The sequence below is a fragment of the Variovorax sp. VRV01 genome (assembly GCF_014852545.1).
GTDB lineage: Bacteria > Pseudomonadota > Gammaproteobacteria > Burkholderiales > Burkholderiaceae_C > Variovorax > Variovorax beijingensis_A.
The window spans coordinates 1-10,320 of sequence record NZ_JACVBS010000040.1; the positions used below are offsets into that span (position 1 = coordinate 1).

Here is a 10,320-nt window from a genome sequence, read left to right on the forward strand (position 1 = left end):
AGAGTGACCTGCTGTCGATCCTCGCCTTCGATGAATCGCTTCATGTGGTTGCCCTTCAGTAGCGTTGCCACAATCTAGGCGAGCACCGTCAGTTATTCAACCCGTTTTCACACGGCCTCGGCCAGGACCAGACGCTCATTAGGTAACAAGAAATGGAAAACACACTTCATCCGCTCGTACAGTTTGGTTTGCCACCACTCTGGTTGACCGTTTTCTTCTTTGTCACACGTTTCATCAAAGATCGGTTGCCAGCAGTGCGTCTGTCGGGCTGGCGCTGGTTTTCGATTGGCGGCTACATCGTGACCTTCGGAATGACAGTAGCGTTTTATTTCGCTCTCATTCGGCTTGGTGCTGCTATCGCGATGATTGGAATGATCGTTGCAATGTTTGGCATGACCAGAATGTTCTTGGACGGCGTTTAGACCGCGCAACTCGGGCGACAAAGCTGCTTCGGGCCCTTTGCGTTGACAGACCGCCCGGCTACAGTCGGCCAGTACCGGTCGTTCGGCCGCGCCGCAGAATTCACGGAATAGCGGACGTTCGCGGTGTGGGCACAACACAATGGCGGGAGCGGTTCACCTGGAAGCGCGTGCACACGAACTCGTCAGCATGAATATCGGCCTCGACCCTGTTGACGATGCGAACGAAAAGAACATATCACGCATGAAAAAATTGATTTCCACTCTCATGGTCGCGCTAGGGGCGGCTCCTGTGGCGGCGCAGGCTCCAGGCAAGATTGAGACCATCAACTCGAAGTCGATTCGATTCACCATGCCGACGGTGGCGACCGACGACCTCAAGTTCGTCATGCCGACAGCCGAAACCTTCAGGGGCGCGCCGCAGTTCCACGAGGATGAATGGGCGCAGGTCGAATTCTTCCCATCAACCAGATTGGCCGAGGTTCAGCGGCGCCTCGTGGAATACAAGGCCTTCGAGCAAAGCCATCGCGGCCCCCACGGGTGGACAGACATCTATGCTCGCCGCCTTTCCAGGTCGCCAGTTGTCGGCGGAACTGCTGCTGTTGAGGAATTGGCTTCCAAGGTCCATGGGAGTCGCCTGCCGTCTCCAATACTGACGACTTCATCGAAGCCATTGGGTCAGGTTGAGGGCGGCTTTAGCATCCGCCTCAACGAGAAGGTCCATCTGTATGGGCTGGCTGATCGAGCGGGCATCAACGTGCTGGCAGCGATTCTCGATAGAGGTGCCGACGACACTGCCTTGACTAGCGCCTTCCTGGCGCTCAGGAAGTCGAAGGAGGTCATCCTAGTTGATTGGCGTAGCCAGATGGTGCTTGTTGGTTCGACCTCGTCGGGTAGCCTTGAGGTCTGGCGTCCTTGACGCGCCTACGGTCAACATCCGGCATCGGGCCACAAGCAGACGGTCGGTTAAGCAGTAGAGTTCGCGTGCAAAGGGATCTGGATTCATGAAAATCGCTTGCCACTGCGGCTCGACAATCTACGACGGGACCGACGACATTCCGAACAAGGCTCGCTTTACGAGTGATCAAGGTTGGTGTGCGAAGTGGGATGCGCTCGACGACCATGTCATTGGTGCAGCGGCCGCAGGCCAGCTGACAGGTGATGCTGCTTCAATGAAGGCGCGAGACATTTTTTGGGGGGACGGTCTGCGGTCAATGTGGCAGTGCGAAGCTTGCGGAAGGCTGTATCTGGACGGGCGGGACGGAAAGCTGCAGTGCTTCGTACCATCGACGCCGGAGACAGACAGGGCGCTGCTTCGTAAGAACCCCGCCGGCTAACGGCCAAGAGCCGACCTTCGGAGAGCGGGGTCGAATGATAGTAAACATGTGAGAAGGAGCGAGGTGAGCATGCTTGACGAAAGCCATCTCCGCGCGGCGCGCAAGGCAGTTGCGAACGCCGCTCGGAGCCTCGCGGATGGCACGGTCCCATTTGTTGAGGGCGTCAGGCAGTTGGCAGCCCTGGGATTTGAGGTGTCATGGCTTGACCATGACCCGGACTTCACGTTGTTCGTCGCTATTGCGAGCGAATCGGACCACCTGCCGCCGCACGAGCTCCGCAGTCAGTGTGCGCCGGCCTGGCTAGAACAGTGCGATCGCGAGGCGCGCGAGCTCGAGGTTCTTCACCGGCAGCAGGTTCGCGCCGCATGTGCGCGTCTTGTTGGTCGGTTTTCCTCATGATTGCGGCGCCGGCCGTCGGGCAGAACGCGGCCTCGGCCAGAAGCGGACCTCCACCAAAGGCTTTCAAAGATGAGCATCAACGTACCTCAATCTGTTGCCACAGTCCTCGACCAAGCCGACTGCTCCGGTGCTGTCAGCGAAGAATTCATCTCAGCGGTTGAACGGCAATACGGACTGGCCTTCCACAGTGAATACCGCGCGTTCCTGTCGAGGTACGGTGCGGCTCTCCTGTCTGGCTTCGAGCTGCACGGCCTGCTGCCTTCTGCGATTGAAGGCGAGCCTCCCTATTGGACTGACATTCGAGCACTACTCGGAAAGCAGTCGCTCAACGGGCTGCCATCGGGTTTGGTCCCCATTTCGGATGATGGAGGCGACTTCAAGTTCTATCTTTCATGTGCTGCCGGGCCGGGCCTTGGAACCGTTCTCGTCTACGGACCTGGCGCTGACGGGAAGCCGGTGTCGCATAGCTTCTTTGAATTTGTGGAGCGAGCCGCGCGCGGTAGCATTTCCGAGTTGATTCCTGCCTCATGAAGGTGCAGTGTCCAACGCGGGTCGACCGGCTACAGTCGGCCACATGCGGTCGTTCAACACAAGCACTCCGTTGGTATGCATTGCAGCGGTGTGAAGGCGTCGCCCGTTGGGTGACCGCCGTGACTAGCTGCGACTTTGAACGGAAAGGTCATGACTCTGAGCACTCTCCTCGCCATCGTGGGCACAGCTTGCGGAATCTATTACACCTATCTGGGAGTGGTCGTGGGCGGGCATGTCTTGGATATGGAGAGGCGAAAGTCGCCTTCAGCGCGCATCCTTCTGACGGGTGTGGCGTGGTCTGTTGGTCCAGGCGACGAGTATTCAGAAGCAGGAAAGAAGATCTGCCGGAAGGGCAACTGGGTGCTGGTCGCGGGCATCATCGCTTGGTTCGCCTTCGGGGTGCTCAGGTGAGGTCACACCGCGGTGTGGCAGCATGCGGCCGCAAGCCGACGCCGGACATGTGCTCAAGAAATCACAGGAACGATATGAATCTGGTCTCCACCGGCGCCTTTGATCGTCTTCAACAAGCTCTCACGGCCGAGCTGCTGCGCACGATGAAGGCGCAGTTGGAGAAGGTTGATGCGCCTGAGGATCTGGTCGAACAACTCACGGGCAGTATTGGCTTTGCGGTGGCGAACCTGATCGACGATACGGCAGGTTTCGCAGCGAATGGCGAGAACGTATCGCCGCTGCTGACGTTTCTTACCGACGACAAAACCATGGAGTTCTGCGGAGGCAACTCGTACATGCATGAATACGTGTATCGACTGCTGCCGGGACTGTTTCATCCAGAGGGCTAACACCCGCCCACCTGTAGACCCTCTCCGGCAGAGTGCGGCCAGAACCGGCCACTCGCCTGTCCCAGCATATTCACCTTGGAGAAGAACGTGGTCTTCCTCGCAATTACCCCCAACGGCTTGAAAGATGCGCTGCGTGAAGCGGCGAGGTTCGGCGCCACAGTTTGGTGTGGTGCAGATGCTGTCTCGGAGGAAGACTTCGACGCTCTGAAGGTGCCAGGCCTGACGCGCTTCGACTACCAATTGGAAGAGCGCGATCCACTCGTTTTGGCGGACGCGCTCGATACTATCGACCAGCACCATCCCGGCGAGGTCGTCTGGGTCGAGGCTGCGGCTTCCGAACGCTGACCACACCCGCCCAACTCCGGACGTTCGTCCTGCTCATCCAGCTTGACCTCGATCCATGATGACCAAACAACGCGACGAGACGTGGAAAGCCCTTTATCTCTCCCTCGGCGAGGTTCTGTCCCAGTTTGGCCGCGAGGATCCGTACGGCAATGGCGACTACTGGCTCGTAGACGATGACTATGGCGATACCGCCCACAAGGTCTGCGTCTCGCGGATCGCCTTCCTGTCGCCGGAGCTCATTGTCGCGGTTCAGCGGGCTCTCACGGATCTACCGAACTGGAGGGTCTTGCTCCAGATCGACGAGCAGAGCGATGGTGCTCCGGCCTCATCGACAGGAGTGACGGTTTTCTTCGGCGGTGTGGAGCCTCACGGTGCGCTTTCAGTCGAGGCGAAGGATCGGCTAGGACCGTCAGTCGGTTGGGCGCGGTGAGGCAGAATTCGGGCCAGCAGCAGACGTTCGCCAGATGTGCAGAACCTGCTTGGCTCCGATCATTCGCGGTGGCTAGTGACCGCACTTTGAAGGGAACGTGTGGTGCTTTGGGCTCCTGATGCTCTCGTCGAGCTGCGGTTGTTCCCGTCGGACGCAGGCGGGCGAGCGGGGCCGACTTCCACCGACTGGTGGGGCTGCCCGCTGAGCATCGATGGTGATCTCTTTGACGGAAGGTTTGACCTCTCAGAAATGGAGCCGCTACGGCCCGGAGAGTCGCGAGTCGTGGCCGTGAAATTCCTCAGCCCAGATCTCGTGAGGCCTCGCATCGCCGAAGGTCAGGAGTTGCGAGTTTGGGAGGGAAGATTCATCGGGGAAGCCACGGTTTTGGCCTTGTACTGGTAGGCTACAGTCGGCCACAACCCGACGTTCATACAAACCATGAAAATTTGGCAGGTCTTGCTCCTCGGTGAAGGGTTCCAGGTAGATGGCGTGAAGTCCAACTGCGAGATAACCGGCTTCGTGGAAGCCGAAAGCGTTGGAGCGGCCGTAGAGAAAGCGTGCGCCATTGCGACGCGAGCCCACCCTGAGCTGGGGCAAGCTGCGGGTCCGTTTCCACGGCCAGTGGTCAACGTAGAAGAAGTTCAGGAATTGGGCATCACCTTTCCCTATTCGATAGAAGTAAACCAAATTGAACTTCATTGGGTTGCCGCCAGTTGAGATGCCTTCTGGAACCTTGACGCTGGCACTGGTGTGGCAGGATGCAGCCAACAGCTGTCGCTCACCATGAGTGGTCCATTTGATATGAAGACGCCTACCTACGTCGTTCCCACAGAAAAGCCTGGTCTCCCCTGCCCCTGCTGCCGCCATATCACCCTCGCAGAGCGAGGCGGGTACGAGATTTGTCCAGTGTGTTTCTGGGAGGACGACGGACAGGACGACGATGACGCATCCGTCGCTCGAGGAGGTCCGAACGGGAGCCTCAGTCTGGCTCAGGCCAGGGAGAACTTCAGGTCGCTGGGCGCCTGCGATGAACGAAGTGTTCAACGTGTTCGAAAACCATACCTGTTTGAGTTGCCGTGACCTCAGTCGACCAACATCGGACGTTCAGGCGTCGGCCAGAATCCAGTCATGAACCGACATCGGCCCAATTCCCATGGTCATTGACGAACTCCTCAGTCTGCTCCCACCCCCTGCCCAGCTGACCGAGCAAGGCACCACGGGTCAATGGGGTGCCGTGACGTCCAAGCTTGGTGGCCCGTTGCCGACCGACTACATGCAGTTCATTGACCACTACGGTTCAGGGACCATCAATAGTTGCTTGACCGTTCTCAACCCTTTCAGCGCGAACCCGCACGTGAACCTGCTGGACCAGATGTTCGTTCAGCTCTCGGCGCTACGCGAACTCCGGACCAGCTATCCGGAGAGCTTCACGGTAGACGGCCGGCGTTTGCACATCACCTACGCACAACACACAGGGTCCATAGCCGTCGTTGCGTTCTCGGTGCCCGATGCAGACTTGCGCATCGCCGCCAACGACTCCTGAACTTCCGCTATCGGGGTCCACCTGTCGGTCGGCGTAGGGCCCTTTGCGCTGACACCTGGTCCGGCTACAGTCGGCCACAAGCTGCCCTTCAGTACCCGAATGCAGTCTGCGTCAATGCCATCAGCACCGGACCAAGAAATGACTCAACAATCCAAGGACGAGCTACTCGCTAGCATTGTGCAGTCGGTCGCCGAGAACCGCGCCGGGTGGTTCGACAGGCTGTTCGCGTTCTTCATATCCGAACGCCTCCGCGCCGGCGAATCCTTCTCGTTGTCATTGGTCAGGGGAGTCTTCGCGGAGACGGGCGAGCGAGAAGCACGGTGCCGTCACCGCGTGACGCTCTTGAACGTTCAGAGAATCTACGAGGCGCTGGCGCACTGTGTAGCATCGTTGCTGAAGCTGCGTGGGACCGACTGCCACACAGAAGTGTTTCGGCTCATCTTCGAGCGTTGATAGCACTTGAACGGCCGCTTCGGAGCCCGTCGCACTTCCGATTTGGGGCCAGTGGCGCCGCCCCTTTTTATCAACCGTCGCATTGGGCTGCAAACAGTCACTCTTATGGAAGAAGTCATCGCGTTGTCGTCTGTGAACATCCGACAATTTTCGCCTCTATATCAATCGGTCTTCAATTCGCCACCGTGGAATGATGGTTGGTCTGAGGATGCCGTGATTGAGCGCCTTACAGGCTTCGCAGCGTTTCCGACTTTTCAAGGCGTTGGGCTTGTGAGGGAGGGTGAGCCCCTTGGTCTCGTTCTAGGCTGGGGCGAGCGCTGGGTCGACGGCTGGACCTTTCACATCAAGGAGATGTGCGTCCACCAGTCTGGTCAGCGTCAGGGGCTCGGGAAGAAGCTGATGCTCGCATTCGAAGAGCGTTTGCGACGGCTTGAATTCCTTGGCGCCAACCTTCAAACCGGTGATGCGGCGCCGGCCCGAATCTTCTATGAAGGAATTGGCTATCGAGCGCTTGGTCTCGTCAGTCTGCATAAGCAGCTGTCTTGAGAGCGAGAATCAAAATATGCGTACGGGCGACACGCTCGTGCGTGACGAACTTCAGGCAGTGAGTATCGCGGGCTGCCAGCGATGCGGTAGCAGTTCGCCGACTGCCGCACCTCTTGCGTGAGCAGGCGCTGCAGGACGTCTTTCAAGTAGGCAGAAACCCATTGGGCTTGGCCGACTGAATCGAGCTCGTCACCGCTGACGCGCTGTCCCGCCCGGAGATTAACGGCCGCTTCGGAGAAGCCTGTACTCCCGCTGTGGTTAAGGGTTGTCCGACACCTGCCCGTGTGAGACCACGAACCCGCGTGCGACGACGGCCTGAGGGCAGGTGTTGGACAAGCCTCTAAGGAGGAAACCGCGGAATGCACCGCTGCAGGCCGAGAAGGCTCCTGCTCTATGGGGATTCGGGGGGACTTGGTGCGAGTTGGCCCCCACGATGTGCCCGCATCGCCTCCAACGTCGTCGACCAAGCGCAGAGGAGCCGAGCCGATGGCTTGATCCGCGCAACGACGGGACGAGCGGCAAAGGCCTTCGTCCGACGTGAAGACCAGACCACCCCGCATCGACTCATGAAGATGAGGAGTCGAAGGCTGGCGAGGCATCGGCATCGGTGTCGCTGCGCATTCATGGTGGTGCCTGAGCCTGCGCAGGCGGTGCACGGATTGACTGTCCGCGGGCAAACGTCAGCAAGACGATCATGGCGTCACCACAGTGCGTGCAGACAAAGGCCGATCGAGCAGGACAAGGCCCAGCATCGATGCTCGCGGTTTGTGCGGCAGCATCGGCTTCTTGCTCCAGCAGTCCACGGATGCGCGCCAGGCTGGCCGTGCGATTGCCGTTGGCCAGGAACCCGTAGTGGCGGATGCGATGGAAGCCGCCCGGCAGGACGTGCAGCAGGAAGCGGCGCATGAACTCGCCGGCATCGAGCGTCATCGTCTTGCGGCGTGTGCGGCCCTTGGCCCGATAGTCCTTCCAGCGGAAGGTGACGCCTTGCTCGTTCATGGCTACGAGCCGGCCGTTGGAGATCGCCACGCGGTGGGTGTAGCGCGACAGATAGGCCAGCACCGCCGCGGGACCGGCGAACGGGCGCTTGGCATAGACAACCCATTCGCACTGGCGCAATGGTGCCAGCCAGTCGGCGAAGGCCTGCCCATCGGCCAGCGCGGCGAACTCGCCGAAGAACTGCAGCCGGCCGGCGCGGTGGACGCGCTCGAGTTCTTCGAGGAAGCGGCGCCGGAACAGCCGCGACAGCACGCGCACGGACAAGAAGAACCCCGGTGTGCAGGCGACCCATCGCTCGCCGTCGGGCGACAGGCCGCCGCCCGGCACGATGCCATGCACGTGCGGGTGGTGCGTCAGTGCCGATCCCCATGTGTGCAGCGTCGCGCCGATGCTGGCGCCCAGATGCTTCGGATCGGCCGCGATGGTCGTCAAGGTCTCGGCGGCCACGTCGAACAGCAGCGCGTAGATGGCGGCCTTGTTGTAGTAGGCGATGGCACTGATGGGCGCCGGCAAGGTGAAGACGACGTGGTAGTAGTCCACGGGCAGCAGATCGGCTTGGCGAGCGTCCAGCCAACGCCGAGCGGCAGCAGCCTGGCACTTCGGGCAATGCCGGTTGCGGCACGAGTTGTAGGCGATCTGATCTTGCCCGCAACCTTCACAACGCAACACGTGCCCTCCCAGTGCCGCGCTGCGGCACTGTTCGATGGCCGACATGACCTTGAGCTGGCCCAGGCTCAGGTGACCGCGCTGCGCCTTGCGCCAGTCGGGGCCGTGGGTGCGGAAGATGTCGGCGACTTCCAGGGCGCTGTGCGCCATGGAGATGCGCTATGCGGGCTGCAGCTTCTCCAGCGGGCTGACCACTTCGTGCAGGATCTCGGTGGCCACGTGTGTGTAGACCGATGTCGTCTCCAGCTTCTTGTGTCCCAGCATCACCTGGATCACCCGGATGTCGACCTTCTGCTCCAGCAGGTGCGTGGCGAAGCTGTGGCGCAGCGTGTGCATGGAGACGCGCTTGTCGATCTTGGCCGCCTCGGCGGCCTCGTGGACAGCGCGGTTGAGCTGGCGCGCGGTCAGCGGGTCGACCGGATTCATGCCGGGAAACAGCCAGCCGTTGGGCAGCATCTTGCCCTGCGCGTGTGCGTACCGCCACCAAGCGCGCAGCCGCTCCAGCAGCACCGGCGAGAGCATGGCGTAGCGATCCTTGCGGCCCTTACCCTGATCGACTCGCAAGGTCATGCGTTGGCTGTCGATGTCGCCGACCTTCAACGCAACGATCTCGCTGACCCGCAGTCCCGTGCCGTAGGCGATGGACAGTGCCGTCTGGTACTTCAGGTTGGAGGCTGCAGCAATCAGGCGCGCGACCTCGTCGCGGCTGAGCACCACCGGCAACTTCTGGGGCACGTGCACGTAGCTCATTCGGGCCATCAGTTCGCCACGGTCGAGCGTGACGTCGAAGAAGAACTTCAAGCCGGTGATGGTGGCATTGAGCGTGATCGGGGAGACGCCCCGGTCGATCATGTGCAACTGGAAGCGACGCAGATCCTCTGCGGTGGCGGTGTCGGGCGAGCGTTGGAGAAATCCAGCGAGGTATCGCACGGCGCGAATGTAGGCGGCCTGGGTCTTGGGGCCGAGCTTGCGCATGCGCATGTCGTCAAGCATGCGCTGACGCAACCCAGAAACTGCTGGTGTCGATGGGATCATGATCGTGCTCCTGTCGAAGAACGAGGCCGATTGCCTCGCTCACCAACATAGACAGGGGCGCGATGTTTACCCGGCGTAGGGGCCTTGGCGACGGGCTACCGCGCGAGCGGTTTAGTCCACGGGCCCGAAGGCGTCTTTCGGAAGGTTCCAAAGCGGCCGTTAATCTGCGCGATAAGCTGCATTCAACGCCCGTTGTTCCGCACAACAACATGAAGCAAATCGTTCCGGCTTTTGCGGACACCGGGGAGATTCGGACTGGTCTACAGAAGAGTCCCCGCAAGCACTTAGGAAGCCCCAGTGCACCGGACACTGACCATGACCGCTCCGGGCAAGGCTGTTCGCGGAGCAAATTCATCCCACCGATTGTTTTGTCTAAAGGGCCTAACTGGCCCTAATGGGTAGATTCGGACGTAGCTCGGGAGATGAGAGGTCAAGTAAGCGCCCACGGTATGGCTTCGCACCCGCGCGGCACTCTCCTCCCGGTCTGAAGAGCCGACCGCGGCAAACCCGATGGCATCCACCACCACGCTGCCTGCGGCAAGCTCCGAGCAACGCCGTTGCTCCAAGAAGACAGAAATGGTCTCGACTGCTTTGGCGTTGTCGCCTTCTACGGGCCCAAGAGGTGACGGTAAAAAAAGCATCACGTCTTTGGTCGCTGCCCGAGAATCAGCTCGTACGCAAATGCTGAACCCGAGGCTTGCGGTCAGCATGAGAAGCACAGTGAGTCGTCGTTCCATTACTTCCTCGAATCGCTCGTCACTTTCCGGGTCATGGGCCTGCCAAGATAGGTGTCGAACGTCGGCCTTTGCCGATGAAG

General features: G+C 60.3%; 16 protein-coding genes. 13 read left to right on the forward strand and 3 right to left on the reverse strand.

Features of this window, described 5'->3' with window-relative positions; translation table 11 throughout:
• Nucleotides 1-152 precede the first annotated feature (152 nt).
• The 9 genes from IB278_RS33215 to IB278_RS33255 all read left to right on the forward strand — a co-directional run bounded on the left by IB278_RS33215 (nt 153) and on the right by IB278_RS33255 (nt 4,261).
• Entirely contained in the window at nt 153-422 is a 270-nt protein-coding gene (locus IB278_RS33215) for a hypothetical protein (RefSeq protein ID WP_192328670.1), read from the forward strand.
• Nucleotides 423-609: 187 nt separating this feature from the next.
• Entirely contained in the window at nt 610-1,338 is a 729-nt protein-coding gene (locus IB278_RS33220; protein ID WP_225613346.1) for a hypothetical protein, read from the forward strand.
• Between the two features lie 85 nt (nt 1,339-1,423).
• The gene (locus tag IB278_RS33225) at nt 1,424-1,756 is read left to right on the forward strand and encodes a hypothetical protein (RefSeq protein ID WP_192328673.1); all 333 of its coding nucleotides are present in this window, start codon (nt 1,424-1,426) and stop codon (nt 1,754-1,756) included.
• 69 nt (nt 1,757-1,825) lie between these two features.
• Nucleotides 1,826-2,155: a DUF2489 domain-containing protein gene (locus IB278_RS33230; protein WP_192328676.1), complete on the forward strand. Its 330-nt coding sequence runs from the start codon at nt 1,826-1,828 to the stop codon at nt 2,153-2,155.
• A gap of 69 nt (nt 2,156-2,224) precedes the next feature.
• Entirely contained in the window at nt 2,225-2,686 is a 462-nt protein-coding gene (locus IB278_RS33235) for an SMI1/KNR4 family protein (RefSeq protein ID WP_192328679.1), read from the forward strand.
• A gap of 150 nt (nt 2,687-2,836) precedes the next feature.
• Entirely contained in the window at nt 2,837-3,097 is a 261-nt protein-coding gene (locus tag IB278_RS33240; RefSeq protein ID WP_192328682.1) for a hypothetical protein, read from the forward strand.
• A 74-nt stretch (nt 3,098-3,171) separates the two neighbouring features.
• A complete protein-coding gene (locus IB278_RS33245) occupies nt 3,172-3,486 on the forward strand; it encodes a hypothetical protein (protein ID WP_192328685.1) in 315 nt (104 codons plus the stop codon).
• A 75-nt stretch (nt 3,487-3,561) separates the two neighbouring features.
• Entirely contained in the window at nt 3,562-3,831 is a 270-nt protein-coding gene (locus IB278_RS33250; protein ID WP_225613347.1) for a hypothetical protein, read from the forward strand.
• A gap of 55 nt (nt 3,832-3,886) precedes the next feature.
• Nucleotides 3,887-4,261 (forward strand): hypothetical protein, encoded by a 375-nt coding sequence (locus tag IB278_RS33255; protein WP_192328688.1) that lies wholly within the window; start codon nt 3,887-3,889, stop codon nt 4,259-4,261.
• Nucleotides 4,262-4,519: 258 nt separating this feature from the next.
• On the opposite strand, the gene IB278_RS33260 is transcribed toward IB278_RS33255, so the two are convergent.
• Nucleotides 4,520-4,960 carry a hypothetical protein gene (locus tag IB278_RS33260; protein ID WP_192328691.1) on the reverse strand — a complete coding sequence of 147 codons (441 nt, stop codon included), beginning with the start codon at nt 4,958-4,960 and terminating at the stop codon, nt 4,520-4,522.
• Nucleotides 4,961-5,062: 102 nt separating this feature from the next.
• Between IB278_RS33260 and IB278_RS33265 the strand changes: the two genes are divergently transcribed.
• The 4 genes from IB278_RS33265 to IB278_RS33280 all read left to right on the forward strand — a co-directional run bounded on the left by IB278_RS33265 (nt 5,063) and on the right by IB278_RS33280 (nt 6,803).
• Entirely contained in the window at nt 5,063-5,341 is a 279-nt protein-coding gene (locus IB278_RS33265) for a CPCC family cysteine-rich protein (protein ID WP_192328714.1), read from the forward strand.
• 73 nt (nt 5,342-5,414) lie between these two features.
• Nucleotides 5,415-5,804 (forward strand): hypothetical protein, encoded by a 390-nt coding sequence (locus tag IB278_RS33270; protein ID WP_192328694.1) that lies wholly within the window; start codon nt 5,415-5,417, stop codon nt 5,802-5,804.
• Nucleotides 5,805-5,942: 138 nt separating this feature from the next.
• Nucleotides 5,943-6,257 (forward strand): hypothetical protein, encoded by a 315-nt coding sequence (locus IB278_RS33275; protein WP_192328697.1) that lies wholly within the window; start codon nt 5,943-5,945, stop codon nt 6,255-6,257.
• A 105-nt stretch (nt 6,258-6,362) separates the two neighbouring features.
• Nucleotides 6,363-6,803: a GNAT family N-acetyltransferase gene (locus IB278_RS33280; protein ID WP_192328700.1), complete on the forward strand. Its 441-nt coding sequence runs from the start codon at nt 6,363-6,365 to the stop codon at nt 6,801-6,803.
• 621 nt (nt 6,804-7,424) lie between these two features.
• On the opposite strand, the gene IB278_RS33285 is transcribed toward IB278_RS33280, so the two are convergent.
• Nucleotides 7,425-8,618 carry an IS91 family transposase gene (locus tag IB278_RS33285; protein ID WP_192328702.1) on the reverse strand — a complete coding sequence of 398 codons (1,194 nt, stop codon included), beginning with the start codon at nt 8,616-8,618 and terminating at the stop codon, nt 7,425-7,427.
• Nucleotides 8,619-8,627: 9 nt separating this feature from the next.
• On the reverse strand, nt 8,628-9,503 hold the full coding sequence (locus tag IB278_RS33290) for a tyrosine-type recombinase/integrase (protein WP_192328705.1): 876 nt from the start codon (nt 9,501-9,503) through the stop codon (nt 8,628-8,630).
• Nucleotides 9,504-10,320 lie beyond the last annotated feature (817 nt).

Excerpts from the sequence above, each read along its gene's own strand:
- IB278_RS33225 (WP_192328673.1), top strand. The coding sequence starts at position 1,424 with ATGAAAATCGCTTGCCACTGCGGCTCGACAATCTACGACGGGACCGAC.
- IB278_RS33290 (WP_192328705.1), bottom strand. The coding sequence starts at position 9,503 with ATGATCCCATCGACACCAGCAGTTTCTGGGTTGCGTCAGCGCATGCTT.
- IB278_RS33240 (WP_192328682.1), top strand. The coding sequence starts at position 2,837 with ATGACTCTGAGCACTCTCCTCGCCATCGTGGGCACAGCTTGCGGAATC.
- IB278_RS33230 (WP_192328676.1), top strand. The coding sequence starts at position 1,826 with ATGCTTGACGAAAGCCATCTCCGCGCGGCGCGCAAGGCAGTTGCGAAC.
- IB278_RS33275 (WP_192328697.1), top strand. The coding sequence starts at position 5,943 with ATGACTCAACAATCCAAGGACGAGCTACTCGCTAGCATTGTGCAGTCG.
- IB278_RS33285 (WP_192328702.1), bottom strand. The coding sequence starts at position 8,618 with ATGGCGCACAGCGCCCTGGAAGTCGCCGACATCTTCCGCACCCACGGC.
- IB278_RS33235 (WP_192328679.1), top strand. The coding sequence starts at position 2,225 with ATGAGCATCAACGTACCTCAATCTGTTGCCACAGTCCTCGACCAAGCC.
- IB278_RS33245 (WP_192328685.1), top strand. The coding sequence starts at position 3,172 with ATGAATCTGGTCTCCACCGGCGCCTTTGATCGTCTTCAACAAGCTCTC.
- IB278_RS33265 (WP_192328714.1), top strand. The coding sequence starts at position 5,063 with ATGAAGACGCCTACCTACGTCGTTCCCACAGAAAAGCCTGGTCTCCCC.
- IB278_RS33270 (WP_192328694.1), top strand. The coding sequence starts at position 5,415 with ATGGTCATTGACGAACTCCTCAGTCTGCTCCCACCCCCTGCCCAGCTG.
- IB278_RS33260 (WP_192328691.1), bottom strand. The coding sequence starts at position 4,960 with ATGAAGTTCAATTTGGTTTACTTCTATCGAATAGGGAAAGGTGATGCC.
- IB278_RS33220 (WP_225613346.1), top strand. The coding sequence starts at position 610 with ATGAATATCGGCCTCGACCCTGTTGACGATGCGAACGAAAAGAACATA.
- IB278_RS33215 (WP_192328670.1), top strand. The coding sequence starts at position 153 with ATGGAAAACACACTTCATCCGCTCGTACAGTTTGGTTTGCCACCACTC.
- IB278_RS33255 (WP_192328688.1), top strand. The coding sequence starts at position 3,887 with ATGATGACCAAACAACGCGACGAGACGTGGAAAGCCCTTTATCTCTCC.
- IB278_RS33280 (WP_192328700.1), top strand. The coding sequence starts at position 6,363 with ATGGAAGAAGTCATCGCGTTGTCGTCTGTGAACATCCGACAATTTTCG.